This is a genomic window from Fusobacterium sp. (assembly GCF_030528405.1).
Lineage (GTDB): Bacteria > Fusobacteriota > Fusobacteriia > Fusobacteriales > Fusobacteriaceae > Fusobacterium.
The window spans coordinates 1-25,114 of the sequence record NZ_JAUMYY010000013.1 but is presented as its reverse complement, the minus strand read 5'-3'; the positions used below and the strand labels follow the sequence as shown (position 1 = coordinate 25,114).

Below are 25,114 nucleotides of genomic sequence, written 5' to 3'. Positions count from 1 at the left end.
AAATAAATTACTCTAATTATATAAATTTTTAAGTAAATTTATCTCTAATCTTTCGATGCTGTATTCTGTTCACCGTATAGTTTACACCATTCTTCTGCCTCTTGCTCACCTATATGGTAACTTTCCTTATCATTTGGAAATTCTCCTTTTTCAACTGCCTCAATAAAATTTTTAGTTGATGTTTTTATAACTTCTCCAACATTACCAAATACACGAACAAAAGATGGTGATTTATCTGAATAAGTACCAAAAGCATCATTAGATACAAGAACTTGTCCATCTGTAACATTTCCTGCTCCAATTCCTATTGTTGGACATTTTACTATTTCAGTTATTTTTTCAGCTACTTGCTTAGGTACACATTCAATTACAAGAGCAAATACACCTGCTTCATCTAAAAGCTTTGCCTCTTCAAGTAATCTTTGAGCATCCTCTGCTTTTTTTCCCTGAATAAGATACCCTCCCATTTGATTAACAGACTGAGGCGTAAGCCCAATATGACCAACTACAGGAATTTTTGCTCTTACAAGTGCATGCACAACATCTAAAATTTCACGTCCACCTTCTAACTTTACTGCCTGTGCATGGCCTTCTTGGATCAGACGTCCTGCATTTTTAACAGCTTCATTGACATCTCCATGGTATGAAAGATAAGGCATATCTCCAATTATAAGTGCATTTTTTGCCCCTCTTGCAACAGCTTTTATATGATGAATCATATCTTCCATAGTTACATAAATCGTATCATCATAGCCCAGTATAACATTTCCAAGTGAATCTCCAACTAAAATTGAATCAATTCCTGCTTCATCAATTAATTTTGCTGTTGAATAATCATAGGCTGTCATCATTGTAATTTTTTTCCCAGTCTCTTTAAATTTTTGAAAGCTCCTTGTTGTTATTTTTTTTCGCATAATTCCTCCCATCTATCTTTTTTATTTAATTATGTTCTTCATTTAAATCATCTTCTAAAAAAAGTTTTAATAAATCTTCAGAAATTGTTCTTCCATTTCCTCTGAGTAAATTTAATGTTTCTAAACCTAAACTCCTGTAAACTTTCTCTATATGTAAGTTATTTTTTAAATTTTTCAAATGATGTTTAATTGTTAACAAATCTCCTCGCTCAAGAGGTCCCGTTAGGGCATTGAATCCTTTTTCACTGATATTATTTACAGTTGAATTTAAAAGTGGCATTAAAAGCTGCTGAGCTTGCTTCGAATTTATACCAATATCTTTAAGTATCTGTTCTGATAAGCCATATAAAGTTACTAAATAATTAGATAAAATAACTGCTGCAATATGATAAAGTGCCTTATTATCTGTTGAAATTTTTATATATTCATTAGCATAAGTTTTTAGCAGTTCTTCAACAATTATTTCATACTCTCCCTGTCCTTCAACAGTAAAAACTGTATTTGCTAGCTGCTGAATTGCTATTTGTGAATCTGAAAAAGATTGTAAAGGATGAAAACTAAAAATTTTTGCCCCTCTATCAAAAAGTAATTGAAGTTCTGTCGAGGCTAAAGAACCAGACAAATGTGCAAAACTTTTATTAGATATATCCAAATCTAATTCTGCTATAGTATCTGCAACTTCTTTAATCTGACTGTCATTTGTTGAAATAAAAATTAACTCAGAACTTAGAACTAATTCTTCTAATTTGTTATATGCCTTTGTTTCAAGTTTTTCTGCTAGGTCTTTAGCATCATCAAAAAATTTTGAGTAGATTCCTTTTACACAATGTTTCTTTTTAAGGTAAAAAGAAAGAGCATGACAAACTTTGCCCGCTCCAATAAATCCAATATTCATTTTTCACCATCCCTATCTTACGAACCAAAGTAATATTTTCACTATTAAATTGTATTTTTTTATATTCTCCTTTGAGTATTTATAAACTATAATCTATGTACAACAGGGCTTATCTGATGTAAAATTAATATCTATTCTATGTATTTTTATGTTTTATAAAATTATTCTCATCATATCTAGCTCGTCTAGCTTTACATCTGTTTTTATTCTAACAAAAGAATTTGGATTCGCTGATTCCACTATTTCTTCTGGCCCTCTGTCTATTCTTATCATCTCAGGTATTATAAACTCCCTTACTTCTATACCAGGACTAACTATTTCAACTATTTGTCCAACATATAATTTATTTCTTATAGCTAAGATATACTCATTGTCACTTAGTTTTTGCTCTACTTTTGCAACCAGTTTATGTGTTTGACTATAAGAATTTCTATTATTATAATTTAATGATTCCACTCCAGCTTTACCATGATAAAAACCTTCAGTATATGATCTATTTGAAATTGATTCCAATTCTTCTCTCCATTTAGGATTGTATTCGTATTTTCCGCTGTAATAAGAATTAAGAGCATCTTTATATACCTTTACTGCGTTTGATACATAGTAAATTCCCTTCATTCTACCTTCGATTTTTAAAGAATCTACTCCTATATCTAAAATTTTATCTAAAATTTCTATAGTACATAAGTCTTTTGAATTAAATATATAAGTCCCATGTTCATCTTCAAAAACTGGAATAGTTTCTCCTGGTCTTGTTTCTTCAACTAAAGAATATTTCCATCTACAAGCTTGTGCACAATCCCCTCTATTAGCATCTCTTCCCGTCATATAATTGCTAAGTAAACATCTTCCAGAAATTGCCATACACATTGCGCCATGTACAAAAACTTCAAGCTCTATATCTGGAACTTTCTGCCTTATCTCTGCTATATTGGCAAGTGATATTTCTCTAGCTAATACAACTCTTTTTGCTCCCATATCCTTCCACATCTTAACTGATCTCCAGTTAGTATTACTTGCTTGTGTACTGATACTTATATTTAAATTAGAATTTTCCTTAACTACTTGAAATACTCCTAAATCTGCAACAATTACTCCATCCACTCCAATTTTTTCTAAAAACTTCACATAGTCTGGTAATTCTTCCAGCTCATCATTATGCGGAATTATATTAAGGGTTACATAAACTCTTCTTTCTCTTTCATGTGCATAGTTAACTGCTTCTGTCAATTCTTCATCTGAAAAATTATTGCTACCTGCCCTTAAGTTAAACATTTTTCCACCTAAAAATACGGCATCTGCTCCATAATGTATAGCCATTTTAAATTTTTCCATATTACCAGCAGGTGCCAGTAGTTCTACTTTTTTCAAAATATCATCCCTTCTAAAAATTTCTTTTCTATTTTACTTTATCTGTATAACTTGTAAATTTTGTAAATGCTTCTAGGAAATTAAGTTTAACAGTTCCTGTTGAACCATTTCTTTGTTTCCCTATAATAAGTTCGGTTATTCCTTTATTTTCAGTTTCTGGTATATAATATTCCTCTCTATATAAAAATGCAACTATATCTGCATCCTGCTCTATAGCTCCAGATTCTCTTAAATCTGAAAGCATTGGTCTTTTATCCATTCTGGACTCAACCGCTCTTGAAAGTTGTGAAAGAGCAACTATTGGAATATCTAACTCTCTAGCCAAACCTTTTAATGCCCTTGATATATCAGAAATTTCTTGCTGTCTATTTTCTCCGCCTCTTCCACTTCCTTTTATAAGTTGAAGATAGTCTATAACAATTAAATCAAGTTCTCCCCTACTTTTTAATTTTCTAGCTAGAGATCTTATTTCCAAAACTGTTACATTAGGAAGATCTCCTATAAAAATTTTAGTATTTGATAACCTTCCAGTTGCTATACCAATATTTTGCCATTCATCTTCATTTAAATAACCATTTCTTATGTTTTTCAAAGGCACTCCAGCCTCAATAGCTAAAAGCCTTTGATATAACTGTGAACTTGACATTTCTAAACTAAAAAATAAAACAGATTTGTTTTCTATCTTAGCCACATTTAAAAGTAAATTAAGAGAAAAAGCTGTTTTTCCCATTGCTGGTCTAGCTGCTAAGATTATAAGATCTGAATTATTTAAACCACTTGTCATATGATCTAGGTCGATAAAACCCGTACTTAAACCAACTGGTTTTCCTTTATTTTGGAAAACCTTTTCAAGTCTTCTTATTTCATCTAATGAGGCTGTTTTAATAGGTATGATTTCTTTTTTGCTAACTTTATTAGAAAGATTTAATACCAAAGATTCTGCTTCATCAACAACATCCTCAGAAGCTCTATCATCTTTATAAGCTATTTCAGTTATTTTAGTCCCTATACTTCCAAGTTTTCTAAGTACAGATTTCTCTTTGATAAGTTCCGCATATTCAATTAAATTATAAGAGCTTGTTATTTCCTCTGTAATTTCATTTAATGCATCTTCAATGGTAGTTCCTATAAATTTATTTATCTTTTTACTAACTTCATTAACTAGAATTGGATCTATGGTCTTTCCTTCTGAATAAATTTCCATCATAGCTCTAAAAATAGTAGAATATTCTTTTTTATAGAAATCTTCCTCTTTTAAAATTTCTATTATTTCACCAAAAAGATCAGTATTATAAAATATACCTCCTAACAGAGCTTTTTCAGCTTCTACACTGTATGGAATTTTTTTTAAATTTTCACTATCCATCTCTATTTCCTCTATTTTGCTAATATATTAACTTTTAGAATTGCTTTTATATCAGTAAATAACTTTATAGTTACCTCATCTGCACCTAAACCTTTAATATTTGCCTCTATTTTTTTCTTATCTATATCAAGCCCAAACTCATCTTTAATTACTGCCACAATTTCTTTATTAGTTATAGCACCAAATAGTTTCCCATTTTCTCCACATTTCGCAGCTATTGTAAGAGCTTTACTTTCTAAAATCTTTTTTATTTCTAATGACTTTTGTCTATCCTCCTCAAATTTCTTTTCTTCTTTTTTCTTTTTATTCTCTATTTTTTTTAATTCCTCTTCAGTAGCAAGAACTCCCTTTTTATTCTTTATTAAAAAATTATGGGCATATCCATCTGAAACCGTGATTATTTGTCCTTTTCTTCCTTGTCCTGCCACATCCTCTAATAAAATTACTTGTATTTTTGCCATTTATATACCTCCATTATCTTTTATCAAAAACTTGACTTTACTTTAAAAAATAGAAACAAAGTTATATTTTTATTGTTTCTACCTCAACTATATCAAAACTTGCTAAAGCTCCAAGCACAAAAACAGGCAGTGGATAAATTATAGCTAAGACTATACTCAAAGTATGTTTTAATAGATTAAACTTTATACCAACTTTAGTGCTCAATAAATATAGAGTTTTCACACCATACCATGTATAAATATACCTCACTATTGCTATTACATTTTCACTAAAAAACTCATTTAAAACAAGTCCAGAAACCTTATTTAATACTATTATTAACATAAATGGTACTAACCAATATGGTGATATTTTCCATACTTCATAAGTATTAGGTAATAAAGTTAGAAATAAAAATATATTAGCTATAAATAAATATGAAAAAATTGAGGATACAAGGTTTTTCCTTAATTGCAAAAATGTAGTATATAAATCTCTAACATCCATATTTAAAGTCAGTTCACTAGCTTTAAAAGCTTCTTCTACTATATTTTCTAAATAGAGTCTATTATAATAAATAATTGTAGTTATTATTAAAGTTGATATAAGCGACATTATAACTACTTTATCAAAAGTTTTTATCTTAGCCTTAATTCTTAATATTAAATAGAATAAAAATTCAGTTAAAAATGGATAAATTAAATATATTATCAATATCTTTATATTAATTATATAAAGAATTAAAGCAACTGATAAATTCACTATTAATCTGTATTTACTTCCAAATATATTCACTTTTTTTATTTTATAGTATGGTACTAAATATCCAAAAATTGGCATAAAAATTGATAAAATAAAATATGCCAATATAGTTAGCACTGATACTATTGGTGTTAAAATTGTCATTTAGCCCCCCTCAGCTAATATTTCCTTCAAAAAAATCTTTTACTTTCTTATGAAATTCTGAATCTCCTTGTCCTTGATTCATTTTTTTTCCAGTTAAAACATATTTTACAACTAGATTTTCTTCTTTAAAAAATTCCCTAATGATATTTAAAAATTCTTCCCCATATTCATTTGTTTCCATTTGCTCTTTTGCATAACTGTATTTATAATCATAGCATATTGTTAGTACATTATCCACAAGCGACTTTACTTCTGCATACATGAGAAATACTCTATAGGAAATTCTCCTCTTACTTGCTTCTACAAGTAAATTTTTCCAAGAACTTTTTATTTCATTTATGTCTATCTTTATTTTATCCGTGGAATTTATACCTGTATCCTCTTTAATTAAACTTTCTTTTTTTTCCACGACATATAGAGTTTTATTAGGATTTAACAAGTTTTTTCTATCTTCCATAGTTGATAAAATATCCGAAACAATTACATAACCTATTAGTTTTTTATTATCTTCAAATTTAAACTTTCCAATTATATCATAAATTATAGATATTATTTTAAATGCTAAGTCTGTTTCTATTTCTTTTTTTATCATAGAATTTTTTATATATTTCGCTAAGTCTTTAAAAAATAATTCTATATCAAAAGATTCTGCAGATAAAGTTTCTAATTCATTTATTATATCATATTCATTAGCTGTTAATAACTTATCTAAAAATTTTTTTATTCTTTCACTGGGTGTTAGACCTAATGTTTCTTCAGCTAACTTTAGATCTATCTGTTTTTCATTTGTACTTATAATTAATCTCTCTAATATTGATATGGAATCTCTCATACTGCCAGATGAATTTTCATGAATCAATGGAAAAACATCGTCTGTCATTTCAATTCCTTCTTCACTTAATATGAATTTTAATCTCTGTTTCATCTCATCTAAATCTAAACTTTTAAAATCATATCTCTGACACCGAGAAATTATAGTCGGTAAAATTTTTTCTAATTCAGTTGTTGCCAAAATAAAAATAACATGCGAAGGTGGCTCCTCCAAAGTTTTTAATAAAGCATTGAAAGCTTCCTTTGTAAGCATATGTGCCTCATCTATTATGTAAACCTTCTTTAAGCCTTCAACAGGTTGATAATTTATTTTTTCTTTTAAGGCTCTTATTTCATCTATGCTTCTATTTGATGCCGCATCTATCTCTATTAAATCAGAAAATCTTCCTTCATTCATAGAAATACAATTTTTACATTTATTACATGGCTCTCCATCTTCACCTAAATCTAGACAATTAACCCCTTTAGCAATAAGTCTTGCTGTTGTTGTTTTCCCTGTTCCTCTAGGTCCAGAAAAAAGATAGGCATGTGATGTAGATTTATTTTTTAGCGACAATTTAAGGCTCCTTACTATATCACTTTCTCCACTTATTTCAGTAAAACTTGATGGTCTATATTTTCTATAAAGTGTAATATGCATAATCTACTCCAAATCATAATTATTCATTTTAGTTCTAAGTGTATTTCTTGTTATACCTAAAATTTCAGCTGTCTCAACTTTCTTTCCATTTGTCATTTCCAAAATTTGCTTTATTAATTCTTTTTCAACCTTAGAAATAATTTCAAAATAATAATCTCCTTTCTTTTTAGAAGATTTTAGTTGTATTATTTCATTTCTTATTAAACTTTCAAGGGATATATTCTCATCTCTATCTTTAAAACCTAAAGCTTTTTCTCCCATAACATTTGGAGGCAAGTCTTCTATTAGAATACTTCCTCCTCTACACATAGCTACGGCTGATTTTATTGCATTTTTTAATTCATTGACATTACCTGGCCAATCATATCTCATTATCTTTTTTAATGCCGCCTTACTTATACCTTTTACATTCTTATTAAGCTCCATATTACATTCAGCTATATAATGATCAATTATAAAAGGTATATCTTCTTTTCTATCTCTAAGATTAGGTATATTAATTTCTAAAACTTTTAATTTTCTATAAAGTTCATCTATAAATAATCCCTTGTTTATTAAATCTTCTAAGTTTACACTTGTACTAGCTATTATCCTAACAAAAGCATTTATAGGTTCTGCTCCACCTAATCTAAAAAATTTATTTTCTTCTAGTAAAAATAGTATTTTAGATTGCATATCCAGACTTAAAGATTCTATATTAGCTAGATGAAGTATACCTCCTTCAGCCTTTTCTAACTCTCCAAATTGGCTGAAAACTGCTCCTTCAAAGGAACCCTTTTCATAACCAAATAATTTTCTCTCTAAAAGTCCTGATCTATAAGAATTACAATTTACACTTATAAGAGGTTTATCATGAGATGAGCTAAATTGATGTATTGCAGATGCCACACTTGTTTTTCCTGTTCCTCTTTCTCCAGTCACTAAAACTGGAACACCATTATTTGCAACCTTTCCAATAACCTTATATAAATTTATCATACTTTTAGTTCTACCTATAAGTTTCTGACCTGTGCTTTTTGTTTTATCAACTCTCTCAGCCATGACTTTATAATCTTTAAAAGATTTTTCAACTATTTTTACAATATTTTCTGGTGTTTCAGGTTTTAATATGTAGTCATAGGCCCCTGCCTTTATACTTCCTGCTATAATTTTTAAATTGGAAGTTTCCCCTAATACTATTACTACAACTCTTTTTTGAAATTCAATTATTTTTGATATTAAATTTATTAAAACATCTTCTTTTGAATTTTTTTCATCTACTAATACTACTTCATATTTTTTAGATTTTATTGCATCCATAAAATCTACAACATTATCTACAAATGTAAGTTCATTTTCAAAATTATTTTCAAATTCAAGCTTTAATTCGTTATCTAGTCTAAGTCCTAGTAATAACATAATTTTCACTCCCTCTTATTTAAAATCAAATTCATAATCTAATTTAAAAACTCCCGCTATTATTTTATTATTTTTTTTCATCTTTAAATTCCAACTTCCTATAACCTTCTCTACTGCTAAGTCTATTTCTGGAACTCCACTTCCTTTTTCTATTGAATATGAAAGTATTGTTCCTGCTTGATCAACTTCTATTTTTATAATCATATTTCCTGTCTTACCTTGTATCTTTGCTTTATCAGGAAAACTTGGATTTTTATTAGACTTCGACCAAAGTATAAAAATTTCATCTCCATTTGAAGTCCCACTTATATCACCAGAAACTAAACCATTAGAATTTTCACTTATACTTACTTTTCTGTCTACATTCTCAAAATTCCCATCATTAGGATTAAAACTTTTATCTTTTTGTATTAGATTTTTAGTAGCTGGTTTTGAATCTGAAATAGATTTTTTTAAGTCTTTTAAAGATGGCTTTTCTTTTTTCACTTCTTCTACTGCTGCTACTGTCTTTTCAGCTTTTTCATCTATATTTTTTTCAATAACTTTTTGTTCATTTTTTTCCTTTGTTTTGTTAACTTCCTCTGTTACTGTGTCTTCTTTTTTTTCTTCTACTTTAGTTGCTTCTAAATCTTTTTTAAATGCATCTCTATTTTCTTCACCTTTAAATGCTGTCGTTTCCTTTGTATCTAAAGATACTAAACCCACTTTTATAGCCTGTATATCTTTTACATTTATAAAAGGTTTATAAGTTAAAAAGAAAAGTAATAATAAATTTATGATAACTGACAATAACCATGCCACTATATCTCTTTTTTCCACCTGTAATCACCTATCTTTTTATAACTGTATCTATATTTATGGCTTCTGCTCCTGCTTCTTTAACAAGTCCCATTATTTCAACAACGTATCCATAGTCTATTGACTTATCGGCTGATATTATGACGGATCTATTTTCAGACTCTTTTAATTTTTCAGATAGAACTTTAATAAAATTTTTTTCATTGATTTGTTCCTGCTTATTCTTTGAATCCAAATTATATTTCAAATACATATTCTTTTCTTTATCTATCAAAAGCTGTATTTCCTTTATTGATTTAACTACTTTTTTAGCACTTGTTTTAGGCAACTCTATTTTAAATGCTGTACTTTCATCAAATGTTGTCGCCAACATAAAAAATATAAGTAGAAGAAATACAACATCTATAAGTGGAGTCATTTCTAATATAAGCCCAGCTCCATTTCTTCTTTTTACTCTTTCTAATTTCATGATATCACCTAATCTCTGAAACTATTTAATAGTTCTGTGCATGTCTTCTCTATATCACTTATTATTAAATCAATTTTTTTATTAAAGTAATTATAAATTATCATACAAGGTATGGCTACCATAAGACCTCCTGCTGTGGTGTAGAGTGCCTCAGATATTCCCAAAGCTAAAATTCCAGCATCCCCTGTACCATGAATTGATATTGATTGAAAAGCTTTTATCATACCAGTAACTGTTCCTAAAAGACCTATCAAAGGACTTGTGTGTGCAACCATAGAAATAAGCCACATATTTCTTTCCAAATGCTTTATTTGTTCTATAGCTTTTTCTTTTCCCTTTTCCTCAAGTGATGATAAACTTTCTTTATTTTCCTTATAACCATAAACAAGTATTTCTTTCAAAACATTAGAAGTCGAAGATTTATTAGTATTAAAAAATACTATAGCCTCTTTTACTTCTCCTTTATTTAATAATAATTTCACTTCTGAAGGTAATTTTGAGTAGTTATTTCTCTCTCTTAACATAAAATAGAAAAATCTCTCCAATATAGCATACAATCCTAATACACCAAAAAATAGAATTACATACATCAATACTCCACCAGCTTTTAATATGTCCATATTTATTTTTCTCCTTTATTTTTATAGTGCTATTATTAAAGCAACTACTCCTAAGCCACCTAAAATATATTTTAAATATGATTTATTTTCAACTCCCTGAGATAATTCTTCCTCCAGAGCCGCTTTATTTGTCTGTTGTACCTTTACTTTGTCTTCCTTTTCTTTAAAGTTTTCTCCCGAAATTTCAACTGAAGATGATTCTAAATTTTGATTTTTTAATAAAAGTTCCTCTGTATCTATCTCTTTCACATCTAACTGCTGCTTATTAGTTCCTATTACCTCTTTACTGATAGTTGGATCAGCATAGATAGCCAATGTTGTTGACATAAATAATATTGTTAATATTTTTTTCATTTTTCCTCCTTCTAAAAATATGCTTCAAATTTCTCCGCCTTCTTAGCATTTAGCTTTTTTAATTCATCCAGATATTTTTTTGCCTCTGTGTTATTTTCTTCCAACAGTCTATAATAGATAAGTTTTTCTAAAGTATATTCCCTAAGTTCTTTGTTATCCTTCACCTTATATAGCCTGAAGAATAATTTTTTTGCCTCTGTATTATTTTCTTGTTTATCATATATTTCAGCAGCTCTAACTAAAGAATCTACTTCATATTTTCCCTTGTATTTATCATAAACTTTTTTATAATTAATAAGTGCATCTTTGTGATTTTTCTCTTTTTCATATATGAGAGCCAGCCTATAAATTATATATTCTTCTTCAGCATTTTTATCAAACTTTAAAAGATCCAGATAATATTTTTTAGCTTTAGAATTATCTTTTTTGTCATACCAATAATCTCCCAAACCTTTATTTGCATATGATTTGTACTTAGATGAGTTTAAAAGTTTTTCATACTCTTTTATTAATTTATTATCCTTTTTAGTAAGATAATACTTAGAGTAATAATATGCCCGTTCTTCAGAATCACTTATTTCATCTATATATTTTTCAATATCCTTATAGTCTTTATTTTTTAATTTTAAATTAACTATTCTTATATTGTTATTATCTTGCGGCTCCTCCTCACCAGCTGTATTTTTTATTTCATTTAATGCTTCTATTGCTTTTTCTGTTTCATTATTTTCAGAATAATAATTTGCAGATAAATTCAAAAGAGAATTTTTCATACTACTCTCTGGGTATTTTGCTAAAAATTTATCTTTTTCTTTTTCAAATTCATTTTTTTTATCTTGAATTTTTAAAATACTTATATATCTATAATAAGCTTGTTCACCATAAAAAGTCTCATCATAATTTTCAAAAATTTCCTTGTATTTATCTTTAGCTAGGTCATAATCTTTTTGGTTATAATAACTATCTGCTATCTGATATTTTCCATATACTTCATAGGCATTTTCTTCTGTTATTTTCTTGTAATAGCCTCTTGCTTCCTCATATTTACCTAACCTAAAATAACTCAGTCCCACTTTATCTAAAAGTTCTATGTATATAGAAGTTTCCTTTTCTTTATTAATTTTCTCTAAGTAAACTTCACCTACAGATATAGCTTCTTCATACTTCCTCCAAAGGAAAAAGTTTCTAACTCTATTCAAGGCTATTCTATTATCTAAATTTAAGTCATTTGCAATGTTTTTAGCTTTTTGTAGATATGATTCTGCCTCCTCATATTTCCCTAATCCAATTGCAGAAATTCCTTTCAAATAGCTATGTCTATCTTCTTCAGTAACGAGAGATAAATATCTTTCCATCTCATCATATTTTTGCTGTTCTAATAGTGTTGAAACAAGGCTAGATAAAATCTCTAAATTAAAATAGCTGTCTAAATATTCCTTATATATCTCTTCTGCTCTTTCTAAATTTCCAGTTTTAAAGTATGCATCTCCTGTATACAAATACACGTCTTTTTTAAATTCAGTATCATTTGAAAATAACTTTTTATATTGTGCAAATCTATTTCCTAAGTCTTCCATATCTAAAATTTGACTATCTAAAAGTATTACTCTAAATAAGTTTTCTTTTTTTGCTGAAATCGCAAAAAGCCTTCCATAGTAGTCTTTCGCAAGCTTATAATCCCCCATTTGATAAGCTGAGTTTGCAATTATTCTAATTATATTGTCTGTATCAGTTTGAGTTACTACCACTCTTCTTATTACATCTCTATTATCTATTATTTCTTTAAAGTTCTTTAATTTATAATTTATTGCAAAAATATGATATATGGATTGATTATAGTAATCCGTATTTTTTAGTGATTCGAACTTTTTTAGTGCTTCACTATAATTCTCTAACTTATATAAAGAATAAGCCTGCCCATATATAAGTCTTGGATTAGATAAATCATTGCTCTTTTGATAACTTGCAAGAGCATCTCTATATTTTTCCTTAGTTACATATAAATCTCCCATCATTATCATGGCCGTATTATAAGCTTCTGTTCCTTGTATTTTTTGTAAATAATAATTTAATTTCTGTTCATCTTTTTTATTTGCATATATCTCTATTAAAGTTAAAATTGCTTTTTTACTATAATCTCCTGCTGAATTAAAACCTAGGTTAACTATTTTATCAAAATAATTTATAGACTCATCTATTCTATTATTTTTATAAAGTGAGGATGCTTTCAAATAATCAATAACAACTGTATTTTTATTTGGATTTTTCCTTGTATATTCTTCTAATAATTTAAAAGAACTTTCATATTTTTTAGCATTATAATGAGCTATTCCTAAATTTAAAAGTGCTTCATCGTAGTTTTCTGACTTAGCATTAACTATTGCTGAAAATATCTCTATAGCCTCTGAATTATAATCATTACTTAGTAAATCAAGTCCAATTTCATATCTTGTCTTTTCATAAATTTTTTTACTTTCTATGTTTTTTAAGTAAAATTCATACTTTTCTTTTTCGCCCAAAGCAGCATAAGCTCTTGCTAAATAATAAGCATATTCGTCTTTTAAAGATTTTTTACTTTCATTTACATATAATTTTTTAAAAGTATCTATAGTCTTTTCATAATTCTTATTAAGAAAATATACCTTACCTATTTTATCTAACATACTGCTGTAGTACTTTGAATTTGGATATTTTTGAAGATATTTTTCAGATTCCTCAAGTGCCTGAGAGAAATTTTTCTCTCTATATAGATTATCTATTCTTTTAAAATAATCCATATCATCTGCAAAAATTACCAATGTCTTTGTAAGCAAAATAATACCTATTATTCTTTTTATTTTCATAACAATCTCCTAAAAACTTAAAGCAACAAAATTGAGTTTATATTAATATAATGTAAAATAAGTAATTCCGTTGGTAAAAGTGTCAATTTTTTATCATTTTTTTCTTTTTTAACTTTTTTAATACATTTTTATTGATTTTTTTTAACTTTCTTTTTATCATTTTTTCAAAAACTTTTTGTAAATTTATATATACCAAGCTATTTAATTTCTTTTTTTCTAAAATTTTCTCTTGAAACTCTATTTTAAAATTATACCATACTTGTCCTCTTATTACAATTTTAGATAAAAATTTTATCAATTTTATTCTTTTTTTATGATTAATATTTTACTCTATTTTATTATAAAAAAATATGTCCTTATATTAAATTTTGCATTTAATATCTTAGACATATTTTTTTATAATTTAGTTATACTATTCTTTTTTAATTATTTTATTCTCTAAGTGCTAAAGGCATTAAGATATACAAGTAGTCATCTCTGTCTTTCTCATATACTTTCACTGAAGAATTTGAGAGCATAAATTCTATTTCAATTTCTTTTTCTTTAGAAATATTTTGTATAAAATCTAATAGAAATTTAACATTTAAAGATATTTTTAAATCCTCTCCCATAAAATTTACAGGAACTTCCTCATTAATCTTTGCAATATCATTTAAAGCACTTATACTCATTTTATTGTTTTCAAATTTATAGGTAGTAGCATATTTAGATTCAAAATTTGATCTAGAAAATATGCTAACTCTCTTTAATATACTCGTAAATTTTTCTACAGCTATAGTCATTTTCTTATCATAACTACTATTTGTGAGAATTTTTATATAGTCTGGAAATCTAAGCTCTATCAACTTTGTAACAATAGTTATATCTCTATAGACAAAATAAAGATGTGAGTAATCCTGGTATACTTTTATACTGTCATTATCTGAACCCTTTAAAATTTTTATTATAGAATTTACAGCATCAGCTGGAACACTAACTGAAAAATTTTCTATATCCCTAGACATAGCCTTCTTTAAAAATGCCAGTCTATATGTATTAGTTGCAACAAAATGTAGATGCTTTAATACACTGTCTATTCTTATACAATTCATAGCAATATTATCAGCTGTATCAGCTGCAAATACAATTTTTTCAAAAATATCAACTAGTTCGTTACTAGGTAGCTCAAACTTGAAATTACTGTCATCTAAATTTATTTCATCAAAACTATTAGGATAATCTTCAGCTGAAAAAACAGCAAATTCTGTAACAGAATCTTCACTTTCTATAAATAAATTATTTCCTTTTTCAACTCTTAAACTTATAATTTCATCCTTAATTTCTTTCAAATATTCGTCAATTATTCCATAATGAAATGCAATTTCACCAGCTTCAATAACTTCCTCTATAGCTATAAAAGTCTTTATTGTATTTTCTAAATTTGTTCCACAAAAATTTAGTTTTCCATCTTTTACTTTTATATAAACACATGAAAGGATAGGCTTTATTTTATTTTCTTTTATAGCTTTTTCAACTACTCTCATGGCAGATAAAAAATTTTGTCTATTAACTCTAATATGCATAAAATCCTCCTATTTTATTTGAACTTAAATTTTGTTTCTGTTCCTTTAAAAAGTCTTTCTATATTGGACTTATGTCTGTAAATTACAAAAAGCCCTATTATTAAGGAAAGTACAAACAAGTAAATATTATTACTCCTATCCATTATAAATACTAATATTGGTAAAGAGCCTGCCGCTACTACTGATGCAAGTGAAACATAGCGAAACATTAAAAATACTGTTACAAATATCAAACTCAATATTAATACTACATAAGGTGTCAGAAATAAAAATACTCCTAAACTTGTAGCAACTCCTTTACCACCTTTAAATTTTATAAAGCAGGAATAAGTGTGAGCTAAAATAGTAACCATAGCTAAAACAAGAATTTGAAATTGGCTTTCAATATATTTTGAGGCAATCAAAAGAGGTATAAAGCCTTTCAATGCATCAGCTATTAAGACAGCTACTCCAATCTTTGCTCCTAAAATTCTATAGCAATTAGTAGCTCCACTGTTTCTACTACCATAATCCCTTACATCTATATTTTTTAAAAGTTTTCCTATCCATACTCCACTTGGTATAGCTCCAATAAAATAACATAAAATAAGCATTATTACAAAATTCATATATCCTCCTACTTTTAATAGTACTTAGGTTATAAAATATCTAAGTCTTTATTTTTGTTATTTTTATATTATATAATTTTTATTCGAATAATAAAAGGAGATTTTTTATCTCCTTCTAATAATTTAAATTATTTGATATTTATTTTTTTCTTCATCAAATTTTTCTATATTTAAAATTTCAACTTCCTCAATTTTTCCACAGACATTTACTTTTATTTTTTCTTTTCCCTTAAGCTTGGAATATCTTGAAAATAATTTTTTAGCAAAGTCCCTCTCCACTTCATCTAGATTAACATTGCTCATCATTCTTGGCCCTGGAGTTTCCGCACCATATAAAAAGAAAGTTCCTTTTCTATTATCTGTAAATTCCTTTATTTTTAAATTTGATTCATGATTTCTACCCACAAATAAATACCTTCCTTCTCCAAATCTAAAAAATCTTGCTTCCCTTAAAAGATAAAACATATAGGAATTTTCTTCAACTAAAAGAGCATCTTTTTCTACAATTCTAAGTCTATCTGAGTAAGCTGGATCAGTTAATAAACATCCCCCACCAGGACTTGGATACTCAACTATTCCATACTTTTCCATAAGTTCCATTTGTCTTTGTCTTGACCTACCCTGAATATCAAGGAGTTTTTCTCTATCAATCCATCCCTCTATTTCAGCTTTACTAGCCGGTAAAAGCTTTGCAGAGAGTGGCCTTAAAACTAAATCATGCATTCCTGATAAAAGCTTTACTTTTTCTAATGCCTGTGAATTTTGTGACATGGGTCTTTGCCCTAAAACTTCACCTGATATTACAAATTTTGCATCATATTCCTCCATGAGCTCACCTGCAATTTTAAACATTAGTGAATGACAATCTATACATGGGTTCATATTCTTACCATAACCATAGACTGGGGCTTGAAGCACTGATGTATGCCTTTTTTTAAAATCTATATATTCAAGCCTTACTCCTAGTTGCTTTGCCATATTTTCAGCTTTCTCATTTTTTCCTCCAAAAAAATGAGAAACAAAATTTAAAGCAATCACTTCTATTCCCTGTTCTTGAACTATTTTTATAGCTAAGGCACTATCTAAGCCTCCAGAAAATAAAGCTAAGGCTTTTATTTTTTTTGTTTCCAAATTTAATTTTCCCCTCTTTCTAAATATATCAATTTCTTTTCTCTTTTCCTAGGTCCTTCATAATACACTTTCATATTTTCTGGTACTATAGTATAAACATTTTTTGCTATTTGTGCGAAACTGGCATTTTTTACTTCCATAGCTCCTGCTAAAAAGTCAAGTATCCTCTGTGCTGTATTCTGGTTTAAATTTTCCAAATTAATTGTTATCATTTTTTCTAAGTTTATATATTTAGCAATTTTTTTGCAGTCTTCAAATTGCTTTGGATCTATAAATACTGTACTGAAGTTCCCCTCTTGTTCAATATCATTCTCCTCTGGTATTTCCTCTTCTTTAATTTTTCTTGAAAAAAGAGATCTTTTGGGAGCTTTTTTTACTTCCTCAATTATTTCCTCTTCATATTCTTCTTCATATTCTTCATTTTCATCAATTTCATCATCTATAGAATTTATTCCGACTAACTCTTTTACATCTTTAAACATTCTCTTTAATCCCATTTTTACCTCCTACTTTAATAAATTAGATCCTATTCTTATTATAGTGCTTCCTTCCTCTAAAGCTATTCTATAATCTCCCGACATACCCATTGATAGCTCTGTTAGCTTTCCTCCAAAATGTTCTTTATTCAATATATTTTTTAGTTCTACTAAATGTGAGAAAACTTTTCTTGTTATTTCTGAGCTAACATTTAAAGGTGCCATAGTCATAAGCCCTTTTATATTTATATTTTTTAAAGCTTTCAATTCTTTTAAATCAAATAAAAGCTCTTCAAAGGAGTAGCCTTGTTTACTTTCTTCACCATGAATATTTACTTCCAATAAGACATCTACAATCCTATTTATTTGGCTAGCTTTCTTATCTATTTCTTGAGCTAAAGAAATTTTATTTACAGAATGTATAAGGCTGACATCATTAATTATATACTTAATTTTATTTTTTTGTAAATTTCCTATAAAGTGCCATTCTACATCTATGTTTTTATCTTTAAAATAATTTATCTTTTCTCTTATAAGTTGTGCCTTATTTTCTCCTAATGAATTTTGACCAAGCTTTATAACTTCTTCAATTTTATCTGTATCCATATATTTAGTAACTGCTACTAATTTTACTCTTTCAGGATATGGCGAATATTTTTTTATATCTTCTAAGATTTCATCAATATTTTCTTTTATGGTCATTACTCTTCTCCTGTCAAAACTTATTAAACTATTACCTATATAAAATTAGATATGAAATCATTAAAAAACATTAAAGCTTTTTTAGTCATAATATAAAAATCTCCATTCTTTTTAAGATAGCCTTCCTCTTCCATATCTTGAAAAATTTTTCTATTTTTTTCCGTGGCCTGCATTTTTTTCCCTAAGATTCTAAATCCAACTAAATATCCATATTCATCTATTTCATCCTGACTTAAAATTTCTTTTTCTTCCATTGGAAATTCAATAAGATCTAATTTTTTATAATATTTATTAAAATTACTATAATTTTTATATCTTATATTTTCTAAATAACCTGCTGCTGCAAGCCCTAAACCTAAATAATTTTTATTTTCCCAATATATCATATTATGCCTTGATTCTAAACCAGGCTTAGAAAAATTAGAAATTTCATAATGTTTATATCCATTTTTCTCTGCAAGCTCTATTATTTTTTCATACATTTGAGCTTCCAGTTCATTTTCTGTTTCCTTTAGTTTACCAATAATTAATTCCTTATAAAATTCTGTTCCTTCTTCCCAAATAAGTGAATAAATAGAAAAATGCTCAGTTTTTAAAGAGAACAACTTATTCAAGTCCCTTTCCAAGTCTTCTAAAGTTTGTGCAGGTAAAGAAAACATCAGATCTATACTTATATTTTCAAAGCCAACTTCTCTGGCATCACAATATATTTTTTCTGCCTCACTACTACTGTGTACTCTTCCTAATTTTTTTAAAAATTTATTATTAAAAGTTTGTACACCTATACTAAGTCTGTTTATTCCTAGCTCTTTATATTTTTTTAATTTTTCCTTATTTACTGTCTTAGGATTAACTTCTATTGTTATCTCTGTATTTGTATCATAATTAAAATTAGCTAGTATTCTTTTCAATTCATCAATTGAAAGGAGAGACGGTGTCCCTCCTCCAAAATAAATTGTATCTTGCTTTACTGTTAAATCATATTTTTTTTTATAAAGCTCTATTTCTTTTAATAAATAATTTACATATTTCAAACTCAAATTTTCTGCAAATTTGAAAGAAGTAAAATCACAATAATTACATTTTTTTTCACAAAATGGTATATGAACATATGTATTATAAACTTTCAACATATTTTTTAAATCCATCTACTACTTTTTCTAATTTTTTTTCTGCAATCTTCTTGTCGGCATCTACAACTGAGATATAATATTTTATTTTAGGTTCTGTTCCTGAAGGTCTAACAGTTAAATAAGTTTCATCTTCCAAAATTAATTGCACGACATCAGATTTAGGTAAACCGTTTACATTTTGGTCAAAGTCCAAGTATTTTCTTACTTTTATCCCAACAATTTCTTTATGTTCAACTTCTCTAAGTCTTCTCATTATTCTTGAAATCTCATCTAAACCATCTTTTCCACCTTTAGTTACTGGTATTGTTTTTTCAAGACGCCAACCATATTTTTCATATATTCTTATAAGTTCTCTATACAAACTGGAAGCTTTACTATCATAGAATGCTGCCATTTCAGCTATTAGCATACTTGATACTACAGCATCTTTATCTCTCACATGAGTTCCTATCAAATAACCTATTGATTCTTCAAAACTAAATAAAAATGTCCCATCCAATTCTTTATTTTCAAATTGTCTTATTTTTTCTCCCATGTATTTAAAACCTGTTAATGTTCTGAAAGTTCTAAGCCCATTTTTTTCTACTATAGTATCAAAAAGAGGGGTAGAAACTATTGTTGTTATCATAGTTCCATTAGCTGGAATATTTTTCTTATAATTTACAATATATTCAGCTATTAATATTCCTATTTGGTTGCCATTTGGTATAAACCAATTTTTATTCTCATCTAAGATTGCTATTCCAACTCTATCTCCATCAGGGTCATTAGCTATACAAAGCTTAGCACCTGTTTTATCTGCAAGTTCCATAGATAATTTAAAAACAGAAGTATCTTCTGGATTAGCATAGCTACATGTTGGGAAATTGCCATCGGGATGGATTTGTTCTTTAACAACCTCCACACTCTCAAAACCCATTTCTTTTAAAACCCTTGTTACTGGTCTTCCAGCTGTTCCATGAAGAGGCGAATATACAATTTTAAATTTTTCTTTGTTTGGAATATCTATATTTATAGCATTCTTCTTAACTTCTTCTATATACCTCTCATCAACTTTTTCACCTATGTACTCAATCAATTTTTTCTCCAAAGCTTCATTGAAATCCATTTTTTTTATATCTGTAAATATATCTACATTATTTACTGATTCCACTATGCCTTTAGCTTGAGGATCAACTATCTGTGCTCCGTCTTCCCAGTAAACCTTATAGCCATTATATTCCTTCGGATTATGAGAGGCTGTTATCATTATTCCTGCTTGTGCTTTAAGCTCTCTTGTGGCAAAAGATAATTCAGGAGTAGTTCTAAGACTTTTAAATAAGTATACTTTTATTCCATTTCCCGCTAAGACCATAGCTGTATTTCTTGCATTATCTTCAGAATCCAACCTACAGTCATAGGCTATAGCAACTCCTTTTTCTTTACCAATTTCAGCTGTAGAATTTATAATATAGTTAGCCAATCCTTGTGTCGCCTTCCAAATATTATATCTATTCATTCTATTCTTACCAATTCCTCTGATCCCTCGCATTCCTGCTGTTCCAAAACTTAAATTGGTATAAAATCTACTTTCTATTTCTTTGATATCATTTTCTATACTTCTCAATTCCTCTTTTTCTTCTTCAGTAAGGAGATCTGAATTTAGCCATTTATTGTACTCAGCCATTATCATAGCCTACACCTTCCTTGTTAAAATATTCCTGACAATACGTTTACCAACTCTTCTTCTAAAACTGGCACTGCATCTTCAAATTTTAAGTTTACTTTATTAGCTATACTTAAAACTCTTGTTGAATATTTATCAACATTAGTCGATTCACTAGAAGTTGAAGTTCTTGCTCCAGATGTACCTTGTTTTACAACATTTTTTGTAGTAACACTAACTGTTTTCCCTGTTTTTTCTGTTATTAAGATATCTGTAACCATAGCATAGTTTATATCTTTAACTAATGCATCAGCAATTGTTGAAATTGTAGCTGCTGCAAGTCCCCAACCAACTGCTGTATAAATTCCTCCTGATCTTGTTCCTCCAAGAGCTGCTCCAATTCCTCCAGCTAAAACTACATTAGAAAATGTATCAGGACTAACCTCTCTTAAATCAACTTTATCCACTTTTAAAATATTTGCTTGTAGCCAATATCTTGCCATTGAAGGATCACCAACAACTCTATATCCTTTTTCTTGCATTTTACTTATTATTCTATTTTCTATTGTTAAATTTTTACCAGAAGTATTTCTTATTTGTAAAAATACAGTCTTATCCCCTGCAACTGGATCTAACCAAATTGTATCTGACATCTTTGTCTGAACGTCTAAATTTCTCTTAGAAATTGTAGTGTGTAATGCACTACAAGATGTAATTGTAAATACTATTATTAATAAAACTAAAGATTTTAAATATTTTTTGAAATTCATAAAATTCACTTCCTTTTAATTTTAATTTTTTTTATTTTACCATATTTTTAAGTATTTTAAAAACGAATTATTTTTATTTTTATCTCTATATGGTATAATTCAAAGGAAAATTATTGAAAATTTGGAGGTAAAAAATTGCAAAATTTAACTTCTTTAAAAAATAGAAAATTAGGACTTCCTCCTGGCAGCATTGTATATACTGGTGAACCAGATAATGAAATTGTTAATATTACTGTTATTTATTATCAAAAAAATTTTTATAAAAAGGAAATCTTTACTGAAAATGATGAACTAATTTTAGACTTAGATTTTGATGGATATATTTGGATAAATATAGATGGCATCCATAATACTGAACTTATTAAAGAAATTGGGAGAATTTTTAATATTGATAATCTAGCCTTGGAAGATATTGTTAACCCTGATCAACGAGTAAAAATAGATGATAGAGGAACTTATATACAAATTGTCTTAAAAATGTTATCTTTGGAATTGCTTACCAAAGAAATTAACTATGAACAGGTTTCAATTATTTTAAAAGAAAATATTTTAATCACCTTCCAGGAAACTGCTTTTGATATTTTTGATGATGTGAGGTACAGAATAAAAAACCCAAAAAATAGATTTGGAACCTATGATAGTAGTTATCTTAGTTATATGCTTATTGATACAATAGTTGATCATTATTTATTAATTTTAGATGAAATTGAATTTGAAATTGATGATATTGAAACAAAAATTATTCATAATTCTAACCGTGAAGACCTAGAAAATATTATTTCTTTAAAACAAAATGTATCTCTTTTGAAAAGATTTATCTCTCCAATAAGAGAACTTGTAGCTAAATTACAAACTCGTAATTTATTACATTATTTTCCAGAAGAAATGAAATACTATCTAGGTGACTTAAACGATCATAGTATAATTGCATTTGATACTGTTGAAATGCTTAACAATAGAGTAACCGATCTTATTCAGCTTTATCATTCCACTCTGAGTAATACTATGAATGAAGTTATGAAAACCTTAGCCATAATATCTACAATTTTTATGCCACTTACATTTCTATCAGGACTCTATGGTATGAACTTTAAATTTATGCCTGAACTCAATTGGAGATATGGCTATTTTTTAGTTTTGAGTACAATGTTTACTCTAGTTATCTGTATGATAATCTATTTTAAAAAAAGAAAATGGTTTTAATAAAATTTAAATAAAAAACTGCACTCTTCTCTTATCCTTTAAGAACTACAGTGCAGTTTATTTTTATATTTGCTTTTTAACAACAAGTAGCCTAATAGAAATTTTAGGCTACCTATAAAAAATTAATTCATATTTACTTCTCAGGGTTATAATTAAACTTTTTATCTTTATCTATTATTTCTTTAATAATAATTTTTGTATTTTCAACAGGATTACCATTTTCATTTCTAACCTCCAAAATACTTATTTATTCATATTTCTCTTTTTCCACTCTCTATACTCTTCTATTGTTCCTTCAAATAAATCTTCTCTTGTATTTTGATTTAGAGCATCTAAAAAATTATTTATCTTATATACATATACATATCTTTTAATTAATAAGGGAGGAATATTTAAAATTGTTCCATTTTTAAATTTTATATTTCCTATTTCAAGAATGAAATTATCAGAATCTATTATTATCCCATTATCATAAACTGGGTAAATTGTATTATATTTTGAATCTATATTTATAATATATTCTTTCTTATTAGAAATTATTTTTATTGTTTTTGGAGTTTCTTTTATATTATTTTTTTCGTCTTTACTGCTAATACTTACTCTTGTTAAAGGACTTTTCTCTTTTTTTGAAGTATCCATTATTGTTGTGCCAATATCAATCTTATTATAAACCTCATTTTCTTTTTTAGTTGTTACTTTATATCCATAAGATGTGTTTATTTGAATTGTTTTACATCCTGTAATGCTAAATATTATTATAAATAAAAATATTATTTTTTTCATTTTTTACCTCCTTGAGAGTTGTAATTAAATCTCTTATTTCTATCAATCACTTCTTCTATAACAATTGTAATATTAGGAACAGTTTTTCCATTCTTATCAGTCTTTCTTTCATAAATTCCATCAGGTTTTCTTATATAATCTTTAAGGTTATAATTAGCAACAGGGTGTGTTTCCCAATTTGTATTAGGTTTATGCCCCCACATACCTGGCACAATATCTTTTTTGTTTACTAATTTTTCTAACTTTATTTTATTATCTTCCCCTTTCATTTTGCTTATTTCTTCAAATTTTCCTTCCAAGTCTTTATACATTCCTGGAGTTATTGCTAAACCTACTAATAAAGTATTTTTTACATTATCTTTTAGCAATAACTTCCCTTCCTCTGTCTTATATAATGAATCTATTGCTGCTTTATACTTTATTGTTCCTTGACTATGTGCTATAAAGTTCTTCATTAAATCTGGTCTTTTTATAAATATTTCCTTTACATCATTTCCTGCCCAATTTAATCCAATTTTATTTCCTAATAAACCAATTCCCGCTTCTGCTACATCCGCTATTAAACCATTTAAAAAAATATCTTTTTTTAATCTTTTAACAAGTAGCCTAAGATTTTCTTAGGCTACCTATAAAATATCAATTATTTTTCTTCTTCTTTCTTTTTAAAGTTTCCAAATTTTCTTTCAAGATTATTATATAATTTTTTTAATGTACTTGGATCTTTTGGGTAATCTTCCGCCCAGCCCCTGTAGTATACGTCAAAATCACTTCCAGTTATATCATTTACATAAGTTCTAAAAATAGTTTTTTTAAATATTATTGGTGGTATTTTAGTTCTTGGTCTTATTATTTTTCCATCTGTATCAATAATTTCTATTTCTCCTATATCTAATATATATTCATTATAATTAGTTTCTGTTATTCTTACTGGTAAATCTAAATCATAATCAGATGCTGAATATCTTATTTTTTCCTTAGACATTATATATTCTTTTCCATTTACTGTCATTTTTAAATCATTATAAAATTTTATTCTATAATTTTCATTATGATCTTTAGGTGCTATTCGATTATCATTTATAAATTGAATTCCATATTTATCATTTATTATGCTATCCATTTTATCAATGTTTTCTTTAGGGATTCCCATTCTATTTATTTTTCCATTTTCTATTATTGCATAAGAATGAATATAAGCTCCTGTTGAAAAATGTGGTTTAAATCCCCAAAAACTTCTTCCATCATTGCTACAAGC

25 protein-coding genes are annotated in these 25,114 nt (G+C 27.5%); 1 reads left to right on the top strand and 24 read right to left on the bottom strand.

Annotated elements, in window-relative coordinates; translation table 11 throughout:
• Positions 1–44 precede the first annotated feature (44 nt).
• From panB to Q4A58_RS03415, 21 genes are all read right to left on the bottom strand, one after another.
• The gene (panB, locus tag Q4A58_RS03515; protein WP_303116608.1) at positions 45–914 is read right to left on the bottom strand and encodes a 3-methyl-2-oxobutanoate hydroxymethyltransferase; all 870 of its coding nucleotides are present in this window, start codon (positions 912–914) and stop codon (positions 45–47) included.
• Between the two features lie 25 nt (positions 915–939).
• Positions 940–1,809 carry a Rossmann-like and DUF2520 domain-containing protein gene (locus Q4A58_RS03510; RefSeq protein ID WP_303116607.1) on the bottom strand — a complete coding sequence of 290 codons (870 nt, stop codon included), beginning with the start codon at positions 1,807–1,809 and terminating at the stop codon, positions 940–942.
• A 153-nt stretch (positions 1,810–1,962) separates the two neighbouring features.
• Positions 1,963–3,180, bottom strand: coding sequence for a U32 family peptidase (locus Q4A58_RS03505; protein WP_303116605.1), 1,218 nt, complete (start codon positions 3,178–3,180; stop codon positions 1,963–1,965).
• Positions 3,181–3,208: 28 nt separating this feature from the next.
• The gene (gene dnaB, locus Q4A58_RS03500) at positions 3,209–4,546 is read right to left on the bottom strand and encodes a replicative DNA helicase (protein WP_303116604.1); all 1,338 of its coding nucleotides are present in this window, start codon (positions 4,544–4,546) and stop codon (positions 3,209–3,211) included.
• Between the two features lie 11 nt (positions 4,547–4,557).
• Positions 4,558–5,007 (bottom strand): 50S ribosomal protein L9, encoded by a 450-nt coding sequence (rplI, locus tag Q4A58_RS03495; RefSeq protein WP_303116602.1) that lies wholly within the window; start codon positions 5,005–5,007, stop codon positions 4,558–4,560.
• Positions 5,008–5,068: 61 nt separating this feature from the next.
• Complete coding sequence (locus tag Q4A58_RS03490; RefSeq protein ID WP_303116601.1) at positions 5,069–5,893, bottom strand: hypothetical protein; 825 nt, start codon at positions 5,891–5,893, stop codon at positions 5,069–5,071.
• Positions 5,894–5,903: 10 nt separating this feature from the next.
• Positions 5,904–7,364, bottom strand: a complete 1,461-nt coding sequence (dnaX, locus tag Q4A58_RS03485; RefSeq protein WP_303116599.1) for a DNA polymerase III subunit gamma/tau — start codon at positions 7,362–7,364, stop codon at positions 5,904–5,906.
• Between the two features lie 3 nt (positions 7,365–7,367).
• Positions 7,368–8,762: a sigma-54 dependent transcriptional regulator gene (locus Q4A58_RS03480; RefSeq protein WP_303116597.1), complete on the bottom strand. Its 1,395-nt coding sequence runs from the start codon at positions 8,760–8,762 to the stop codon at positions 7,368–7,370.
• A 15-nt stretch (positions 8,763–8,777) separates the two neighbouring features.
• Positions 8,778–9,581: a TonB family protein gene (locus Q4A58_RS03475; RefSeq protein ID WP_303116596.1), complete on the bottom strand. Its 804-nt coding sequence runs from the start codon at positions 9,579–9,581 to the stop codon at positions 8,778–8,780.
• A gap of 10 nt (positions 9,582–9,591) precedes the next feature.
• A complete protein-coding gene (locus tag Q4A58_RS03470) occupies positions 9,592–10,029 on the bottom strand; it encodes a biopolymer transporter ExbD (protein ID WP_303116595.1) in 438 nt (145 codons plus the stop codon).
• A gap of 8 nt (positions 10,030–10,037) precedes the next feature.
• On the bottom strand, positions 10,038–10,649 hold the full coding sequence (locus Q4A58_RS03465) for a MotA/TolQ/ExbB proton channel family protein (RefSeq protein WP_303116594.1): 612 nt from the start codon (positions 10,647–10,649) through the stop codon (positions 10,038–10,040).
• 21 nt (positions 10,650–10,670) lie between these two features.
• Positions 10,671–10,976 (bottom strand): hypothetical protein, encoded by a 306-nt coding sequence (locus Q4A58_RS03460; RefSeq protein ID WP_303116627.1) that lies wholly within the window; start codon positions 10,974–10,976, stop codon positions 10,671–10,673.
• A 38-nt stretch (positions 10,977–11,014) separates the two neighbouring features.
• The gene (locus Q4A58_RS03455) at positions 11,015–13,846 is read right to left on the bottom strand and encodes a tetratricopeptide repeat protein (protein ID WP_303116593.1); all 2,832 of its coding nucleotides are present in this window, start codon (positions 13,844–13,846) and stop codon (positions 11,015–11,017) included.
• A 431-nt stretch (positions 13,847–14,277) separates the two neighbouring features.
• The gene (gene dnaN, locus Q4A58_RS03450) at positions 14,278–15,408 is read right to left on the bottom strand and encodes a DNA polymerase III subunit beta (RefSeq protein ID WP_303116592.1); all 1,131 of its coding nucleotides are present in this window, start codon (positions 15,406–15,408) and stop codon (positions 14,278–14,280) included.
• Between the two features lie 14 nt (positions 15,409–15,422).
• Positions 15,423–16,016, bottom strand: a complete 594-nt coding sequence (gene plsY, locus Q4A58_RS03445; RefSeq protein WP_303116591.1) for a glycerol-3-phosphate 1-O-acyltransferase PlsY — start codon at positions 16,014–16,016, stop codon at positions 15,423–15,425.
• A 123-nt stretch (positions 16,017–16,139) separates the two neighbouring features.
• Entirely contained in the window at positions 16,140–17,147 is a 1,008-nt protein-coding gene (locus tag Q4A58_RS03440; protein ID WP_303116590.1) for a 7-cyano-7-deazaguanine synthase, read from the bottom strand.
• A 2-nt stretch (positions 17,148–17,149) separates the two neighbouring features.
• Entirely contained in the window at positions 17,150–17,644 is a 495-nt protein-coding gene (locus tag Q4A58_RS03435; RefSeq protein WP_303116589.1) for a cell division protein SepF, read from the bottom strand.
• Between the two features lie 9 nt (positions 17,645–17,653).
• Positions 17,654–18,325 (bottom strand): YggS family pyridoxal phosphate-dependent enzyme, encoded by a 672-nt coding sequence (locus Q4A58_RS03430; protein ID WP_303116588.1) that lies wholly within the window; start codon positions 18,323–18,325, stop codon positions 17,654–17,656.
• A 35-nt stretch (positions 18,326–18,360) separates the two neighbouring features.
• Positions 18,361–19,458, bottom strand: a complete 1,098-nt coding sequence (gene hemW, locus Q4A58_RS03425) for a radical SAM family heme chaperone HemW (RefSeq protein ID WP_303116587.1) — start codon at positions 19,456–19,458, stop codon at positions 18,361–18,363.
• Entirely contained in the window at positions 19,442–21,130 is a 1,689-nt protein-coding gene (locus tag Q4A58_RS03420) for a phospho-sugar mutase (protein WP_303116586.1), read from the bottom strand. Before Q4A58_RS03420 ends, hemW begins: the two co-directional genes overlap by 17 nt.
• Before the next feature lie 17 nt (positions 21,131–21,147).
• Complete coding sequence (locus Q4A58_RS03415) at positions 21,148–21,873, bottom strand: complement resistance protein TraT (RefSeq protein ID WP_303116585.1); 726 nt, start codon at positions 21,871–21,873, stop codon at positions 21,148–21,150.
• A 135-nt stretch (positions 21,874–22,008) separates the two neighbouring features.
• Here Q4A58_RS03415 and corA point away from each other — a divergent pair, with 135 nt between their 5' ends.
• Positions 22,009–23,076 (top strand): magnesium/cobalt transporter CorA, encoded by a 1,068-nt coding sequence (gene corA / locus Q4A58_RS03410; RefSeq protein ID WP_303116583.1) that lies wholly within the window; start codon positions 22,009–22,011, stop codon positions 23,074–23,076.
• A gap of 243 nt (positions 23,077–23,319) precedes the next feature.
• On the opposite strand, the gene Q4A58_RS03405 is transcribed toward corA, so the two are convergent.
• The 3 genes from Q4A58_RS03405 to Q4A58_RS03395 form a co-directional block, all read right to left on the bottom strand.
• Positions 23,320–23,859, bottom strand: a complete 540-nt coding sequence (locus Q4A58_RS03405; RefSeq protein WP_303116582.1) for a hypothetical protein — start codon at positions 23,857–23,859, stop codon at positions 23,320–23,322.
• Positions 23,856–24,314 carry a hypothetical protein gene (locus tag Q4A58_RS03400; protein WP_303116581.1) on the bottom strand — a complete coding sequence of 153 codons (459 nt, stop codon included), beginning with the start codon at positions 24,312–24,314 and terminating at the stop codon, positions 23,856–23,858. Before Q4A58_RS03400 ends, Q4A58_RS03405 begins: the two co-directional genes overlap by 4 nt.
• A 185-nt stretch (positions 24,315–24,499) precedes the next feature.
• Positions 24,500–25,114 (bottom strand): hypothetical protein (locus tag Q4A58_RS03395; protein ID WP_303116579.1); only part of this gene is annotated, 615 nt, incomplete at its 5' end.